This is a genomic window from Pseudomonas corrugata, assembly GCF_001269905.1.
GTDB lineage: Bacteria > Pseudomonadota > Gammaproteobacteria > Pseudomonadales > Pseudomonadaceae > Aquipseudomonas > Aquipseudomonas corrugata.
Window position 1 is genome coordinate 1 of sequence record NZ_LHVK01000031.1, and the last position, 17,341, is coordinate 17,341.

Annotated in this window: 9 protein-coding genes and 2 rRNA genes; 10 read left to right on the top strand and 1 reads right to left on the bottom strand. The window is 60.1% G+C overall.

What is annotated here, in order from left to right; all coding sequences use genetic code 11:
- The 8 genes from AD665_RS25840 to yfiB form a co-directional block, all read left to right on the top strand.
- A 23S ribosomal RNA gene (locus tag AD665_RS25840) occupies positions 1–1,460 on the top strand; the annotation flags it as partial.
- A 170-nt stretch (positions 1,461–1,630) separates the two neighbouring features.
- A 5S ribosomal RNA gene (rrf, locus tag AD665_RS25845) occupies positions 1,631–1,746 on the top strand.
- A 155-nt stretch (positions 1,747–1,901) separates the two neighbouring features.
- Positions 1,902–5,354 carry an exodeoxyribonuclease V subunit gamma gene (gene recC / locus AD665_RS25850; protein ID WP_024781073.1) on the top strand — a complete coding sequence of 1,151 codons (3,453 nt, stop codon included), beginning with the start codon at positions 1,902–1,904 and terminating at the stop codon, positions 5,352–5,354.
- A complete protein-coding gene (gene recB, locus AD665_RS25855; protein WP_053194338.1) occupies positions 5,351–9,040 on the top strand; it encodes an exodeoxyribonuclease V subunit beta in 3,690 nt (1,229 codons plus the stop codon). Before recC ends, recB begins: the two co-directional genes overlap by 4 nt.
- A complete protein-coding gene (gene recD / locus AD665_RS25860) occupies positions 9,037–11,133 on the top strand; it encodes an exodeoxyribonuclease V subunit alpha (RefSeq protein ID WP_053194339.1) in 2,097 nt (698 codons plus the stop codon). The genes recB and recD overlap by 4 nt, the downstream gene beginning before the upstream one ends.
- A gap of 134 nt (positions 11,134–11,267) precedes the next feature.
- Positions 11,268–11,843 (top strand): regulatory sequestration protein YfiR, encoded by a 576-nt coding sequence (gene yfiR, locus AD665_RS25865; RefSeq protein ID WP_024781076.1) that lies wholly within the window; start codon positions 11,268–11,270, stop codon positions 11,841–11,843.
- Complete coding sequence (dgcN, locus tag AD665_RS25870; protein ID WP_033035174.1) at positions 11,840–13,090, top strand: diguanylate cyclase DgcN/YfiN; 1,251 nt, start codon at positions 11,840–11,842, stop codon at positions 13,088–13,090. Before yfiR ends, dgcN begins: the two co-directional genes overlap by 4 nt.
- 21 nt (positions 13,091–13,111) lie before the next feature.
- A complete protein-coding gene (gene yfiB, locus AD665_RS25875; RefSeq protein WP_024781077.1) occupies positions 13,112–13,615 on the top strand; it encodes an outer membrane lipoprotein YfiB in 504 nt (167 codons plus the stop codon).
- On the opposite strand, the gene AD665_RS25880 is transcribed toward yfiB, so the two are convergent.
- Positions 13,612–14,559, bottom strand: coding sequence for a LysR family transcriptional regulator (locus tag AD665_RS25880; RefSeq protein ID WP_024781078.1), 948 nt, complete (start codon positions 14,557–14,559; stop codon positions 13,612–13,614). The genes yfiB and AD665_RS25880 overlap by 4 nt on opposite strands.
- Before the next feature lie 138 nt (positions 14,560–14,697).
- Between AD665_RS25880 and AD665_RS25885 the strand changes: the two genes are divergently transcribed.
- On the top strand, positions 14,698–16,224 hold the full coding sequence (locus AD665_RS25885) for a CoA-acylating methylmalonate-semialdehyde dehydrogenase (RefSeq protein ID WP_053194340.1): 1,527 nt from the start codon (positions 14,698–14,700) through the stop codon (positions 16,222–16,224).
- Between the two features lie 10 nt (positions 16,225–16,234).
- A complete protein-coding gene (gene mmsB / locus AD665_RS25890) occupies positions 16,235–17,122 on the top strand; it encodes a 3-hydroxyisobutyrate dehydrogenase (protein ID WP_053194341.1) in 888 nt (295 codons plus the stop codon).
- The last annotated feature ends 219 nt before the right edge of the window (positions 17,123–17,341 follow it).

Consider the following 17,341-nt stretch of genomic DNA (forward strand, 5'->3'; position numbering starts at 1 on the left):
GCTTGGCGTTGGTTGTCCAAGTTTAAGGTGGTAGGCTGAGATCTTAGGTAAATCCGGGATCTTAAGGCCGAGAGCTGATGACGAGTTACCCTTTGGGTGACGAAGTGGTTGATGCCATGCTTCCAAGAAAAGCTTCTAAGCTTCAGGTAACCAGGAACCGTACCCCAAACCGACACAGGTGGTTGGGTAGAGAATACCAAGGCGCTTGAGAGAACTCGGGTGAAGGAACTAGGCAAAATGGCACCGTAACTTCGGGAGAAGGTGCGCCGGTGAGGGTGAAGCACTTGCTGCGTAAGCCCACGCCGGTCGAAGATACCAGGCCGCTGCGACTGTTTATTAAAAACACAGCACTCTGCAAACACGAAAGTGGACGTATAGGGTGTGACGCCTGCCCGGTGCCGGAAGGTTAATTGATGGGGTTAGCTAACGCGAAGCTCTTGATCGAAGCCCCGGTAAACGGCGGCCGTAACTATAACGGTCCTAAGGTAGCGAAATTCCTTGTCGGGTAAGTTCCGACCTGCACGAATGGCGTAACGATGGCGGCGCTGTCTCCACCCGAGACTCAGTGAAATTGAAATCGCTGTGAAGATGCAGTGTATCCGCGGCTAGACGGAAAGACCCCGTGAACCTTTACTATAGCTTTGCACTGGACTTTGAATTTGCTTGTGTAGGATAGGTGGGAGGCTTTGAAGCGTGGACGCCAGTCTGCGTGGAGCCATCCTTGAAATACCACCCTGGCAACTTTGAGGTTCTAACTCAGGTCCGTTATCCGGATCGAGGACAGTGTATGGTGGGTAGTTTGACTGGGGCGGTCTCCTCCTAAAGAGTAACGGAGGAGTACGAAGGTGCGCTCAGACCGGTCGGAAATCGGTCGTAGAGTATAAAGGCAAAAGCGCGCTTGACTGCGAGACAGACACGTCGAGCAGGTACGAAAGTAGGTCTTAGTGATCCGGTGGTTCTGTATGGAAGGGCCATCGCTCAACGGATAAAAGGTACTCCGGGGATAACAGGCTGATACCGCCCAAGAGTTCATATCGACGGCGGTGTTTGGCACCTCGATGTCGGCTCATCACATCCTGGGGCTGAAGCCGGTCCCAAGGGTATGGCTGTTCGCCATTTAAAGTGGTACGCGAGCTGGGTTTAGAACGTCGTGAGACAGTTCGGTCCCTATCTGCCGTGGACGTTTGAGATTTGAGAGGGGCTGCTCCTAGTACGAGAGGACCGGAGTGGACGAACCTCTGGTGTTCCGGTTGTCACGCCAGTGGCATTGCCGGGTAGCTATGTTCGGAAAAGATAACCGCTGAAAGCATCTAAGCGGGAAACTTGCCTCAAGATGAGATCTCACTGGAGCCTTGAGCTCCCTGAAGGGCCGTCGAAGACTACGACGTTGATAGGCAGGGTGTGTAAGCGCTGTGAGGCGTTGAGCTAACCTGTACTAATTGCCCGTGAGGCTTGACCATATAACACCCAAGCAATTTGCTTGCTCCGAGCTGAAAAGCACAGGGCGCCAGATTGCGGTGTGTGAAGACGAAACGAACCGAAAGTTCGAACTGACTCAGCAGCAACACACAAACTATCGCATACCCATTCGCTGGAACGTTGCCCACGCAACGCGCTGGCTACCGAATTTCTTGACGACCATAGAGCGTTGGAACCACCTGATCCCATCCCGAACTCAGAAGTGAAACGATGCATCGCCGATGGTAGTGTGGGGTTTCCCCATGTGAGAGTAGGTCATCGTCAAGATTAAATTCCGAAACCCCTATCTGCTGATGCAGGTAGGGGTTTTGTTTTGCCCGCAGGAAAGTTCTTACGACAAGCGTGGACCGTTCCCGGCTGCCACAACCCCCCGACAGTGCTAAGGTTCGGCCCTAGCTTTTTGCATTTTCAAGGATGCCTTTATGCCGGACGCGACGTCCCTCAGCCCAGCTTTCATGGTGATTCATGGCAATCGCCTCGATGAGCTGCGCAGCCTGGTTATCAGCTTGATGCGACGTTATCCGCTGGCCCCGCTTGAGAATGAAATTGCGCTCGTACAGAGCAACGGTATTGCCCAATGGCTCAAGCTGGCACTGGCTGAGGATCCGGAGGATGACGATACCGGTGGTTGCGGTATAGCGGCAGCCATTGATGTACAACTGCCAGGCAGTTTCATGTGGCAACTCTATCGAACGGTTCTGGGGCGCGACGAGATTCCGGTCAAGTCGCTGCTGGATAAGGCTCCACTCACCTGGCGACTGATGCGCCTCCTGCCGCAGTTGATCGATCAGCCTCATTTCGAGCCTCTGCGTCGGTTCCTCACCCACGACACTGATCTACGCAAGCGCTACCAGTTATCCGAGCGCCTAGCTGATCTGTTCGACCAATATCAGGTGTACCGGGCCGATTGGCTGGAGGACTGGGCAGATGGCCGGCACCAGACAAGAAATGTCCGAGGCGAAATCAAGGCGCTTGCGCCTGCTAATTGCTGGCAAGCCGAGCTGTGGCGAGCCTTGTTGGTGGATGTGGGGGAAGAAGGCATGGCTCAAAGCCGTGCAGGCGTTCATCAACGGTACATCGAGCGTATCAACAGCCTGGAGACCGCTCCGAAAGGTCTTCCTGCACGGGTGATAGTGTTTGGTATCTCCTCGCTCCCGGCCCAGGCCCTTGAGGCTCTGGCCGGTTTGTCGAGGTTCAGCCAGGTTCTATTGTGTGTCCATAACCCTTGTCGTCATCATTGGGCGGATATCGTTGCCGACAAGGACCTGTTGCGCCACCAGTACAAACGTCAGGCACGCAAGACCGGCATGCCCGTTATCCTAGACCCGCAATCCTTGCATCAACATGCTCATCCGTTACTCGCGGCATGGGGCAAGCAGGGGCGCGACTATATCAACCTGCTCGACAGCTACGATGATCCCAATCGCTATCGTTCGGTGTTTCGCGATGGCCGAATCGACCTGTTCAGTGATGGCGATCCCACGACCCTTCTCGGTCAGTTACAGGATGACATTCTTGAGCTGCGCCCCCTGGGTGAAACCCGACAACGCTGGCCTGCCGTCGATACGAAGCAAGACGGGTCGATCCGTTTCCATATCGCCCACAGCGCCCAGCGCGAAGTCGAAATTCTCCATGACCAGTTATTGGCCCATTTCAGCGCGGATCCGACGCTGCGTCCTCGGGACATCATCGTCATGGTTCCGGACATCGACAGTTATGCCCCGCATATCCGTGCCGTGTTCGGCCAGCTTGACAGAACGGATCCCCGCTTCATTCCCTTCACCCTGACCGACCAGGGGCAGCGTGGACGCGATCCTTTGCTGATTGCCGTCGAGCATTTGCTGAAGCTGCCTGATAGCCGTTTTCCCGTCAGTGAAATCCTCGATCTGTTGGATGTCCCGGCCCTGCGTAAGCGATTCGGACTTGTTGAGGCCGACTTGCCGACACTGCACCGTTGGATCGAAGGTGCCGGTATTCGTTGGGGAATGAATGCCGAACATCGCGCCGGGCTCGGGCTGCCCGCCGAGCTTGAACAGAACAGCTGGCGGTTTGGTCTACGGCGCATGCTGTTGGGATACGCCGTTGGCAGTTCGGACGCCTATGAGGGCATTGAGCCCTATGACGAAATCGGTGGCCTTGACGCGGCGTTGATCGGCCCCCTGGCCGCATTACTGGATGCGCTGGACGTCGCCCATCAGTCGCTCACCGAGTCCGCATCTCCACAGGTGTGGGGATCGCGTCTGCGTGACTTGATGCAATTGTTTTTCCAGGCGAGCAGTGAGCATGACGACTATCTGCTGGCCCAGCTCGAAGACCTGCGCGAAACCTGGCTGGAAACCTGCGAGTCGGTGGGGCTGCAGGATGAGTTGCCGCTGACGGTGGTACGCGAGGCCTGGCTGGCAGGGCTGGATCAAGGTCGACTGTCCCAACGCTTTCTCGCTGGCGCGGTCAACTTCTGCACCTTGATGCCGATGCGTGCAATTCCCTTCAATCTGGTGTGCTTGCTGGGAATGAACGACGGCGATTATCCCAGAGCCCAGCCGCCGTTGGACTTCGATCTCATGGGTAGTGACTATCGGCCCGGTGATCGCTCCCGGCGTGAGGATGATCGTTACCTGCTATTGGAGGCGCTGCTGTCGGCTCGGGAAAAACTCTATATCAGTTGGGTAGGGCGTAGTATCCGCGACAACAGCGACCGACCCGCATCGGTGTTGATCGGTCAGTTGCGGGATCATCTGGCCAGTGGCTGGCGACTGGTGGACGAAAGCAAGGACCTTCTCGAGGTGCTGACCCAGGAGCATCCCCTGCAACCGTTCAGTGCCCGTTATTTCCTCCAGGGGAATGAACTGTTCAGCTATGCCAGCGAATGGCGGATGCTTCACGACAACCAGGACCCTGGGAGCGGTGTCCAGGTGCTGGATCCCTATGTTCAGGAAGAGCCTCTGAGCCTCGGGCAATTGCAGGACTTCCTGCGAAACCCCGTCCGCCACTTTTTCAGCCAGCGACTCAAGGTGTTCTTCGAAGCCATCGAAGCTCCATTGGCTGATGACGAGCCCTTCGTGCTCGATGCCCTCCAGCGCTATAGCCTGAGCGACAGCTTGCTGGAAGCCGCCCTGGTGCGCCTGGATCAGCCGGATCTCGCCCTGGCGGCCCATGCCAAGCGACTGCAAAACAGCGGCCTGTTACCCATGGCGGGTTTCGGTGAGTACATGCAACGCGAACTGATCGAGCCCCTGCCGGATCTGCTCCAGCGTTATCAGCAACTTCTGGCGTTATGGCCCAATCCGTTGACCAGCGCAGTGCCTGTCAGTCTCCAATTGCATGATGTCAGTGTCGAAGGATGGCTCGGTGGCCTGCACCAGCGCTCCGACGGCGCAGTCCTTGCCATCACCGCCATACCCAACAGCATCGGCTCCGTCAGGACCCGTAAATGGCACCGCCTGATCCGCCCCTGGGTCAATCATCTCGTAGCGTGTGCGAGCGGCTTGGCGATGACTACTGCGTTGGTGGCCAGTGATGACAGCTTGCTGTTGGCGCCTTTTGAAGAACCTGTGGCGCGAGGACTGCTCAGTGACCTGTTGCAGGCCTGGCAGTCAGGCATGCGCCAACCGCTGCCGGTCGCGGTCAAAACGGCCTTCGCCTGGCTCGGCCAGATGGATCCGGATAAAGCCGAGGCGGCGGCCCGGAAAACCTACGAAGGCGATGGGCTGACCTCTGAAGGCGAACGGCGGGAGAGTCCGGCCCTGGCCCGGCAGTTTGCCGACTTCGATGCCCTGGCGGCGGATGAGACATTTCCTGACTGGTGCAACGCGCTTTATCGGCCGCTGTTCGAGGCCCCATGGCGTTCCGCGATTGGCGAGGGGACGCAATCATGACTCGGCAGACACCTCTGGCCCTGGCTTTTCCCCTGCGAGGGAGCCAATTGATCGAGGCCAGTGCGGGGACTGGCAAGACCTTTACCATTTCAGCGTTATACCTGCGACTGGTGCTGGGCCATGGCGGCTCGGCGACCGGGTTCGGTCGCGAGCTGCTTCCTCCACAGATCCTGGTCGTGACCTTTACGGACGCTGCCACCAAGGAGCTGCGCGAACGTATCCGCACGCGCCTGGCCGAAGCGGCGCGCTTCTTCCGTAATGAGATTCCGGCTCCCGATTCACTGATTGCCCAGTTGCGTGATGAGTTCGACGAAGCGCAATGGCCCGGTTGTGCCAACCGGCTGGACATCGCCGCGCAATGGATGGATGAAGCAGCGGTTTCGACCATCCATAGCTGGTGTCAGCGGATGTTGCGTGAGCACGCGTTCGACAGCGGCAGCCTGTTTACCCAAACCCTGGAAACCGATCACAGCGAATTGCTTGGCGAAGTGTTGCGCGACTACTGGCGGCTGTTCTGCTACTCGATGCAGGGAGAGGCGTTGAACTGGGTGCGTAGCCATTGGGGAGGTCCTGCTTCCCTGTTGCCGCGGGTTAGGGGGCTGTTTTCCAGCGAGCGTGAAAGCAATGAGGGGCTTGAGCCTGCCGAGCTCATCCTGGCATCGCTTCAGGAACGCAGTGCCGCCTTGCTCGACCTCAAGGCTCCATGGCGGCAATGGGCGGTTGAGCTGCTGGAGATCTGCCAGCAAGGCGTCGCCAGCAAGAGCGTCGACGGGCGCAAGATGCAGGCTCGCTACTTCGAGCCGTGGTTTCAGAAAATCTCCGCCTGGGTGGATGACGAGAGCCTCGAGCTCCTGGATATCGGTACCGGATTTACGCGGTTGACCCCCGAAGGCATGGCCGAGGCCTGGAAAGGCGATGTACCCAACCATCCAGGGCTGGAGGCCATGTCCAGCCTCAAGGCGAGTCTGGAGGCCTTGCCTACTCCAGATGCAGCGGTGTTGCAGCATGCGGCCCAATGGGTAGGGGCGCGCTTCGAGGCAGAGAAACGTCGACGCGCGGAGATGGGCTTCGACGACATGCTGCTGAGGCTGGACGCGGCCCTGCTGGCCGAGGGTGGAGAGCGCCTGGCGAACCTGATACGCGAGCAGTTTCCGGTCGCGCTGATTGATGAGTTCCAGGACACAGACCCGGTTCAATACCGGATCTTCGAAAGCATCTACCGCATCGAAGACAACAACCCTGAAACAGGGCTGTTCCTGATCGGTGACCCGAAACAGGCCATCTATGCCTTTCGTGGCGCCGATATCCATACTTACCTGCGTGCCCGTGAAGCTACCGCCGGCAGGCTGCATACCCTGGGAACGAACTTCCGCTCCAGCCACGCCATGGTGGGCGCGGTAAACCATATTTTCCGGAACGCCGAATCCCGTCCGAGCGGGCGCGGGGCATTCCTGTTTCGTGAAGCACCGGACAAGAACCCGGTGCCATTCCTGCCCGTTGATGCCCAGGGCCGCAAGGAGTTTTTGCAGGTCGCGGGCCAGCCCCTTGCAGCGTTGAATATCTGGCACTTGCCGTCGGACAAGCCGCTCTCCGGTGCGGTCTATCGGCAGCAAATGGCGGCCGCCTGCGCCAGTGAGATCACGGCGCTGCTCAACGGCGGCCAGTCGGGGCGCGACGGCTTCATCGAGGATGGAAAGGCGCTGCGTGGGCTGTTGCCCGCAGATATCGCGATCCTGGTGCGAGACGGTAAAGAGGCGCAGGCGGTGCGGGACGAGTTGTCCGTGCGAGGCGTACGCAGTGTCTATCTGTCCGATAAGGATTCGGTGTTTGCCTCGCAGGAAGCGCGCGACTTGCTGATCTGGCTCAGGGCCTGTGCCGAGCCGGATGTCGAGCGACCATTGCGGGCTGCGCTGGCGAGCATCACCCTGAACCTGCCGCTCACGGAGCTGGAGCGACTCAACCAGGATGAGTTGGCCTGGGAAGCGCGGGTCATGCAGTTCCGTGGCTACCGTACGGTCTGGCGCACCCAGGGGGTGCTGCCCATGTTGCGGCGCCTGCTGCATGATTTCGAACTGCCCCAGGCCTTGATGATGCGCAATGATGGTGAGCGGGTGTTGACCAACCTGCTGCACCTCAGCGAACTCCTGCAACAGGCGGCCGGAGAGCTGGATGGTGAACAGGCCCTGATCCGGCATCTGTCGGAGCACCTGGCCTTGTCCGGTCAGGCCGGAGAAGAGCAGATCCTGCGCCTGGAAAGTGATGAGCAGTTGGTCAAGGTGGTGACGATCCACAAGTCCAAGGGACTGGAATATCCGTTGGTATTCCTGCCGTTCATCTGTTCGACGAAGCCGGTGGATGGCAGCCGGTTGCCCTTGCATTACCACGATGAAACCGGCAAGGCGCAAATCAGTCTGAAGCCTTGCGCCGAACTGATCGCCAAGGCTGATGACGAACGTCTGGCCGAGGACCTTCGCCTGCTCTACGTGGCGCTTACCCGCGCACAACATGCCTGTTGGCTGGGGGTTGCCGATCTCAAGCGGGGTAACAACAGCAGCTCGATCCTGCATGTATCTGCGTTGGGGTATCTGTTGGGCGGCGGTATACCTCTGGCCGAATCGACGCAATTGCGGCGCTGGCTGGAAGACCTGCAACAAGGCAGCGCTGCGGTGAGTTGCCAGGAGATGCCTCAGGCCACCGACGAACGTTATCGGCCTCCGCGCAACGAAGCCGTGCTGCTCGACCCCTTGAGGCCGGTACGCAAAGCCAGTGAAAACTGGTGGATCGCCTCCTATAGCGCCTTGCGCATCGGCGAGACCCTGAGTGCTGGCAGCGACACTGCTCCGGAAGATCCCCAGGCCCAGAAACTGTTCGACGATGAGCGACTTGATCCTGATGCGCCCAGGGAAGTGGTCGCTATCGGGGGGGACATTCACCGTTTCCCCCGCGGGCCCAATCCCGGCACTTTCCTTCATGGCCTCCTGGAGTGGGTCGCCGGTGAAGGGTTTACCGTCGCGCCAACGGCCATCGAGGACGCCATTGCCCGGCGCTGCAATCGTCGAGGCTGGCAAGGCTGGATCACGACGCTCAGCGATTGGTTGCGGCACTTGTTGGCAACGCCTATGCGCATCGGCAACGATCAACCGCCGGTGGTGCTTGAGCACCTGAGCCGTTTCCAGGTCGAGATGGAGTTCTGGTTCGCCAGCCATAAGGTCGATGTGCTCAAGCTCGATGAGCTGGTTTGCCGATGCACCCATGGCGGTGTGGCCCGCGTCGCTGCGGAGCCGGTGCTGCTCAACGGCATGTTCAAGGGGTTCATCGACCTGACGTTCGAGCATGAAGGGCGATACTACGTGGCGGATTACAAATCCAATTGGCTGGGGAGCGATGACGCCGCTTACACCCCTCAGGCCATGGAGCAATCGATCCTCGAAAATCGCTACGATTTGCAATATGTGTTGTACCTGTTGGCGTTGCATCGTCAGCTCAAGGCGCGCTTGCCCGACTATGACTACGACCGACATGTCGGCGGTGCGTTGTACCTGTTTCTTCGCGGCACCCGTGCGGCCAGCCAAGGGGTCTATTTCACCAAGCCTGCGCGTGCACTGATCGAACAGCTGGATCGCCTTTTCCAAGGGGCGCCCGAGCCCAAGGCTGAGCCGGCATGGGTACAGGGAGAATTGCTATGAGTCGGACGTTTGTCGATCTGCTGCCCAAATCGTCGGATGACGAAAGCCTGATCGAACTGGCGCCTCTGGACCGTGCGGATGATCTGCTGCTGTTGCTGACGCGTTGGGTCGAGCGCGGTTGGTTGCGCGCCCTGGACAAAGCCTTCGTTGCGTTCCTTCATGAGCTGGCGCCAGACGACGATCCATTGGTGCTACTCGCTGCGGCGCTGGCCAGTCATCAGTTGGGCCATGGACATGTCTGCCTGGACCTGTTCGAAACGCTCAAGGAACCGGATTTCGCCTTGTCGCTTCCCCCCGAGGGGGATGCGCAAACCGGCGTGATGCTGTTGCCGTCACAGATACTGCGGGCGCTGGAGGGGGCACACTGGTGCAAGACCCTGGCCTCCAGCCGGCTGGTGGCCTTGGCTGCGGATGAGCGTGAGGAGGCGCGGCAACGCCCGTTGGTGCTGGCCGATAAACGCCTTTATCTGCGGCGCTATTGGACCTATGAGCGGCGGATCGATGAGTCGTTGCGTCAACGGTTGGCCGAACAGGAGGCTTCCCCCGTCGATTTGAGTGAACGCCTGAACGGGCTGTTCGGGCCGGCCGCGGCCGCAGGTCCGATCGACTGGCAGAAACTGGCCTGTGCCCTGGCGACCCGGGGTGCCTTCAGCATCGTGACCGGCGGTCCGGGTACTGGCAAGACCACCACCGTCGTGCGTTTGCTGGCGCTGCTCCAGGCTCCCGCCGTCGAGGTCGGGAAGCCGCTGCGGATTCGCCTGGCAGCACCTACCGGTAAGGCGGCGGCGCGCCTGACCGAATCCATCAGCCAGCAGGTCCGGACGCTGGATGTGTCCGAGGCCGTGCGCGAGCGGATTCCTTGCGACGTGACCACTGTCCATCGTTTGTTGGGCAGCAGGCCTGGAACCCGACATTTTCGGCATCATGGGGGGAATCGGTTGCCACTGGACGTCCTGGTGATCGATGAGGCGTCCATGATCGATCTGGAGATAATGGCCAATCTCCTGGATGCGTTGCCGCCCCATGCGCGGTTGGTACTGCTCGGGGACAAGGATCAGTTGGCCTCGGTGGAGGCCGGTGCGGTGCTGGCGGATTTGTGCCGGGATGCCGAGGAGGGCTGGTACAACGCCCGAACCCTAGCCTGGCTTGAGTTGGTCAGCGGCGAAGACCTGGCGGCCGGTGATTTGCAGCAAGACCTTGATGATACTCATCCCTTGGCACAGCAAGTCGTCATGCTCCGGCACTCCCGCCGCTTCGGCGAGGGCAGTGGTATCGGCCAGTTGGCTCGATGGGTCAACCAACAGCAGCCCGAAAAGGCTCGCCAGTTGCTGGTGGGCAAGCAACATGCCGACCTGTTTTCCCTGGCGTTGAAGGGCGAGCCTGATGGCGCGCTGGAGCACTTGCTGCTCGAAGGCCTGGCAGAGGGTCCCCAGGGTTACCGGCATTACCTGAGCCTGATGCAGCGGCAACGTCCGGCGGCGTCCCGTCCACTGGAAGACACCTGCTGGGTCGATTGGGCCCGGGAGGTCCTCTCAGCGTTCGATGCTTTCCAGCTGCTCTGCGCTGTGCGTAAAGGCCCGTGGGGCGTCGAAGGCTTGAACCAGAGAGTGACAGCTGCGCTGCTCAAGGCCCGTCTTATCGACAGCGATCAGCAGTGGTACGAGGGCCGTCCGGTCTTGATGACCCGCAACGACTATGGTCTGGGATTGATGAATGGCGACATCGGGATTGCCCTGAAACTCCCCGAGCGCGATGGGCCGGATGCCGGCAGGCAGGTCCTGCGCGTGGCATTCCCGCGCAACGACGGGCAGGGCGGTGTGCGCTTCGTCCTGCCCAGTCGCTTGAATGATGTGGAAACCGTGTATGCCATGACCGTGCATAAATCCCAGGGCTCGGAGTTCACCCATACGGCCCTGATTCTCCCGGATGCGCTGAACCCCGTGTTGACCAAGGAGCTGGTATACACAGCCATTACCCGGGCCAAGCAGTGGTTCAGCCTGATCGAGCCACGGCCAGGGATATTCGAGGAGGCGGTTCGACGCAAGGTCAAGCGCCTGAGCGGCCTGATGCTGGATCTGGAGCCGCGTAGCTGAATCAACGGACCTTCCAGGCGATGGATTAGCTGACGTCGATTTTTTGTCGGAAACCACCGTAAGGCGTTATCTCGCTGGCTTTTTGGCACTGTGCTATCGTTCCGACATTTACTGGATCGATCAAGAGAGTTTCCATGGGCGGGGCTGTTCGGCAAGCACTGTGCGCCAAGGACTGGAGGCATTATCTGCTCGCCAGCTTTTTGTGTTTGCTGTCGCCTGTCCTGGTAGCCGAAAATCAGGAGCCCGTGAGTCACGCGCAGGTGCGGGCCGAGGCGGTGACCCAGGTCGTACTGGGTATTCTCAGCTACGCCCGCTGGCCCATAGAGCCTACCCAATTGCAGCTTTGCATTGTCGGGCCGACCCAATACACCGACGATCTGGTCAAAGGCACCACCCAAGCCACTGGCCGCACAGTGATCGTGCAGCGCTTGCTGGCGGATAACCCAGCTATTGCTGATGAATGCAACGCGGTCTATGTCGGCAGACTGACCGCCGATGAGCGCACCCAATTATTCGCTTCCTTGACCGGCAAACCGGTATTGAGCATCAGCGAAGGTGGTGACCAGTGCACCGTGGGCAGCCTGTTCTGTTTGCGGGTGGGCGATGAACAGGTAGCGTTCGAGGTCAACCTCGACTCGGTCGCGCGCAGTGGCGTACGTATCCATCCGAGTGTCTTGCAACTGTCACGTCGCAGGTCTGCGGCGCCATGAGCCTGCCAGTTTCGCGTATCCGTCCCACTCTGGGCTCGGTCATCGGTCGCGGCCATCTGATCGTTGCGCTGGTGGCGGTGACCATGGCCAGTGTCTCCCTGACTTTGCTCGGAGTACTTGCGTTACGGGTTTACGCCGACCATAACCTGCACCTGATTGCACGGTCGATCAACTACACCGTGGAGGCGGCCGTGGTGTTCGATGACTCGGTGGCAGCCACCGAGGCGCTGGCATTGATTGCCAGCACCGAGGAGGTCGCCGATGCCCGGGTATTCAATGAGCATGGCCGTCTGTTGGCGCATTGGCAGCGACCGGAAACCGGTCTGTTGTCGGAGCTGGAGATGCATATCGCCAAGGCCTTCCTGGAGAAACCCATCAGCGTGCCGATTCTTCATCAAGGGCATGCCATTGGCAGTGTCCACTTGGCGGGGCATGGCGGCAGCCTGTTGCGCTTTCTGCTCAGCGGGCTGGCAGGGATCATCGTGTGCACGGCGGTGAGTGCCTGGGTGGCGTTGTATCTGGCCCGGCGCCAACTGCAGGCGATCACCGGCCCCCTGCGTAGCCTGGCGGACGTGGCCCACGCGGCACGCAGCGAGCGAGCCCTGGATCGGCGGGTGCCGCCGGCTGCCATTGCCGAACTGGATAACCTGGGCAACGACTTCAACGCGCTGCTCGCCGAACTCGAATCCTGGCAGACCCACCTGCAGAGCGAGAACGAAACCCTGGCGCATCAGGCCAGCCACGACAGCCTGACCGGATTGCCGAACCGGGCATTTTTCGAAGGCCGGCTGATTCGTGCCTTGCGCAATGCAAGCAAACTCGACGAGCAGGTAGCGGTGTTGTACCTGGACAGTGATCGGTTCAAGGGCATCAATGACAATTTCGGTCACGCTGCCGGCGATGCCGTGCTGACAGCCGTGGCGACCCGGGTCCGTGCCCAGCTTCGTGAGGATGATCTGGTGGCGCGCCTTGGCGGCGACGAGTTCGCGGTGCTGCTTGCGCCGTTGTACCAGATCGAGGATGCCGAGCGGATCGCTGAGAAGATCATCGCCAGTATGGAGGTCCCGATTCAATTGCCCGGTAATGCTTCGGTGCTGACCTCACTGAGTGTCGGCATTGCGGTTTACCCCGATCATGGCGCCACTCCCGGCGCTTTGCTGCATGCCGCCGACGCAGCGATGTACCAGGCCAAGCGCCTTGCCCGAGGCGGTCAACATTCGACGGGGACGGAGCGCCCCGTTGCTTAACTTCAAATCAGGAGCTGACGCGTGCGTTCATACCCTCAATCTGTCCTGCAAATATTCATTTCATTTCTGTTCATGGCCGTCCTGGCCCTGAGCGGTTGCCAGACTGCCCCGCCAAAAGGCCTTACGCCTGCGCAGATTGCCGTGCTCAAGCAGCAAGGGTTCAAACTGACCGAAGAGGGTTGGGCGTTCGGCCTTTCGGGTAAAGTACTGTTTGGCAGCGACGTGGAAAGTCTGAATGAAGCCAGCACCGAGATCGTCGAGCGAATCGGCAAGGCGCTGCTCAGCGCCGGTATTGAACGGGTGCGTGTCGATGGCCATGCCGACGCATCGGGTTCCCAGGCCTATAACGATCAACTGTCGATACGTCGGGCCAATAGCGTGAGCAAGGTGCTGATTGGCGTTGGCATGCGCGAAGAAAACGTTCAGTCCCGCGGCTTGGGCAGCAGCAGACCGGTCGCATCCAACGACACGGTCGAAGGCCGGACGGAGAACCGTCGCGTGGCCATCGTGGTGATTGCCGACTAATCGGCAAACACCATCTCCCGGCTGTCACCCATCAGTAGTGGCTGATTCTGTTCGGTCACCTCTCTGATGTAATCCCACAACAGCGTAATCCGCTTGAGCTTGCGCAGATCCTCCCGGCAGTACATCCAGAACTGCCGGGTGATGGTGATGTCCTCCGGCAGCACCGGCAGCAACCGTGGATCCTGGGCGGCGAGAAAGCACGGCAGAATCGCCAGCGAGCGCCCTTGCTGCGCCGCCACGAATTGCGCGATCACGCTGGTGCTGCGCAGATGGGCGCTGGCGTCGGGCAGCACGTTTGCCAGGTAGAGCAACTCCGAACTGAACGCCAGGTCATCCACATAGCTGATGAATGAATGCTTTCGCAGGTCGGCCGGACGGTGAATGGGCGGATGGCTGTCCAGGTAGGGCTGGGTGGCGTAAAGCTGCAACCGGTAGTCACACAGTTTGCAGCATACGTAAGGACCATGTTCGGGGCGTTCCAGGGCAATAACGATGTCGGCCTCGCGCTTGGAGAGGCTGATGAAGTGCGGCAGCGGCAGGATGTCCACCGAGATGGCTGGATAGGCATCGACGAAGTGACTCAGTTGCGGCGTGATGAAGTAGCTGCCGAAGCCCTCCGTACAGCCCATGCGCACATGACCGGACAGCGCGACGCCCGATCCTGACACCTGTTCGCAGGCCATATGCAGGGTGCTTTCGATCGATTCGGCATAGCTCAACAGGCGTTGGCCTTCGGCGGTCAGCACAAAGCCGTTGGTCCGGGATTTCTCGAACAATAGTGTTCCCAATGAAGCTTCCAGCGAGCCGATGCGTCGCGACACCGTGGTGTAGTCGACGCCGAGGCGCTTGGCCGCCGTGCTGGCCTTGCGGGTGCGGGCCACTTCCAGGAAGAACTTGAGGTCGTCCCAGTTCAGCGAACCGAGGGAGGTGATGTTTTTTTGCATGATGGACCGGTTTATATGTGCGTTCTTATTAGAAGTTTGCACATCTATACTCCAAAAATCGTCTCATCACCAAGGTGTCTTTGCGCCTTGGTTTCTGCTGAATCAACGCACTCTATAAGAACAATCCCGGAGGCCAGCATGAACGTTTCCCTCACGTCCAGTGATACCACCCTGCAGACCGTCAAGCTGTTGATCGACGGCGAATGGGTCGAATCCCGTTCCAGCGAATGGCACGACATCGTCAACCCGGCCACCCAGCAAGTGCTGGCGAAAGTCCCGTTTGCCACCGCATCGGAAGTCGATGCCGCCATTGCTGCTGCCCAGCGTGCCTTCCAGACCTGGAAGCTGACGCCCATCGGTGCGCGGATGCGCATCATGCTCAAGCTCCAGGCGTTGATCCGCGAACATTCCAAACGCATTGCCGCCGTCCTCAGCGCCGAGCAGGGCAAGACCCTCGCGGACGCCGAAGGCGATATTTTCCGTGGCCTGGAAGTGGTCGAGCACGCCTGCTCCATCGGCACCTTGCAGATGGGCGAGTTTGCCGAGAACGTCGCCGGTGGCGTTGACACCTATACGCTGCGCCAGCCGATCGGTGTCTGTGCGGGCATCACCCCGTTCAACTTTCCAGCGATGATTCCGCTGTGGATGTTTCCGATGGCCATCGCCTGCGGCAACACCTTCGTCCTGAAACCATCGGAACAGGATCCGCTGTCGACCATGTTGCTGGTTGAGCTGGCGGTTGAAGCCGGTGTGCCGGCAGGCGTGCTCAACGTGGTGCATGGCGGCAAGGACGTGGTGGATGCACTCTGCACTCACAAGGACATCAAGGGGGTTTCGTTTGTCGGTTCGACGGCGGTCGGCACCCACGTGTATGACCTGGCGGGGCGTCACGGCAAGCGCGTGCAGTCGATGATGGGCGCCAAGAACCACGCGGTGGTGCTGCCTGATGCCAACCGCGAGCAAACCCTCAATGCCCTGGTGGGGGCCGGCTTCGGCGCGGCGGGCCAGCGTTGCATGGCGACCTCCGTGGTGGTGATGGTGGGCGCGGCCAGGCAATGGCTGCCGGAGCTGAAAGCGCTGGCGCAGAAACTCAAGGTCAACGCCGGGAGTGAGCCGGGCACGGACATCGGCCCGGTGATTTCCAAGCGGGCCAAGGCACGGATCCTCGAACTGATCGAGAGCGGCGTGCAGCAGGGGGCGAAGCTGGAACTCGATGGCCGTGGTGTCAGCGTGCCAGGTTTCGAACAGGGTAACTTTGTCGGGCCGACCCTGTTTTCCGGCGTGACCACCGACATGCGTATCTATACCGAAGAGATTTTCGGGCCGGTGCTGGTGGTGCTGGAAGTCGACACCCTCGACGAGGCGATTGCCCTGGTCAATGCCAATCCGTTCGGCAACGGCACAGGCCTGTTCACCCAGAGCGGCGCGGCGGCACGCAAGTTCCAGAGTGAAATCGACGTCGGTCAGGTGGGGATCAACATCCCGATTCCAGTGCCGGTTCCGTTTTTCAGCTTCACCGGCTCCCGTGGTTCGAAACTCGGTGACCTTGGCCCATACGGCAAACAGGTGGTGCAGTTCTACACTCAGACCAAGACCGTTACCGCACGCTGGTTCGATGATGACAGCGTCAACGACGGTGTGAACACCACCATCAACCTGCGCTAAGGAGTCGGACATGAACATCGCATTTATCGGTCTGGGCAACATGGGCGCGCCCATGGCGCGCAACCTGCTCAAGGCCGGCCACTCGCTGAACCTGTTCGACCTGAACCAGACCGTGCTGGCCGAACTCGCGGCATTGGGCGGCACTGTCAGCGCCTCGCCTCGCGATGCCGCCCAAGGCTCGGCGCTGGTGATCACCATGCTGCCGGCCGCCGCCCATGTGCGCAGTGTCTGGCTGGGTGACGACGGTGTGCTGGCCGGCATTGCCGCCGGTACACCAGCGGTCGATTGCAGCACCATCGACCCGCAGACCGCCCGCGACGTGGCCGCCGCTGCCGCCAGACAAGGCGTGGCGATGGCCGATGCGCCGGTCTCGGGTGGCACTGGCGGCGCGGCGGCCGGCACGTTGACCTTCATGGTCGGTGCCTCCGCCGAGCTGTTCGCCACCTTGCAACCGGTGTTGGCGCAGATGGGACGTAACATCGTCCATTGCGGCGAAGTCGGCACCGGCCAGATCGCCAAGATTTGTAACAACCTGCTACTGGGAATATCGATGGTGGGCGTCAGCGAGGCCATGGCCCTGGGTGATGCCTTGGGGATCGACACCCAGGTGCTGGCCGGCATCATTAACAGTTCCACGGGGCGTTGCTGGAGTTCGGATACGTACAACCCATGGCCGGGTGTGATCGAAACGGCGCCGTCCTCCCGTGGCTACACCGGAGGTTTCGGTGCCGACCTGATGCTCAAGGACCTGGGTCTGGCCACCGAAGCTGCAAGACAGGTTCATCAGCCGGTGGTGCTGGGCGCGGTGGCGCAGCAGTTGTACCAGGCGATGAGCCAGAGGGGCGAGGGTGGCAAGGATTTCTCGGCCATCGTCAACAGCTATCGCAAACCACAGTAAGCGCGTGAGTGCAGCATTTGTGGCGAGGAAATGAGTTCCCTCGCCACAAATGCTGTGCGGGTTTATTGAAGCTGTAATAAACCCTGTTTAATGTGCAAGTGCCCTGGTTATTCCTGTGTTTCATACCCATGGAACTCTAGCGAATTAAGCCGGTTTATTGTGTTTATGGAGTGTTGACAGAAATAAAGCATTGCACAATACTCGGCGCTCAGGACGAGC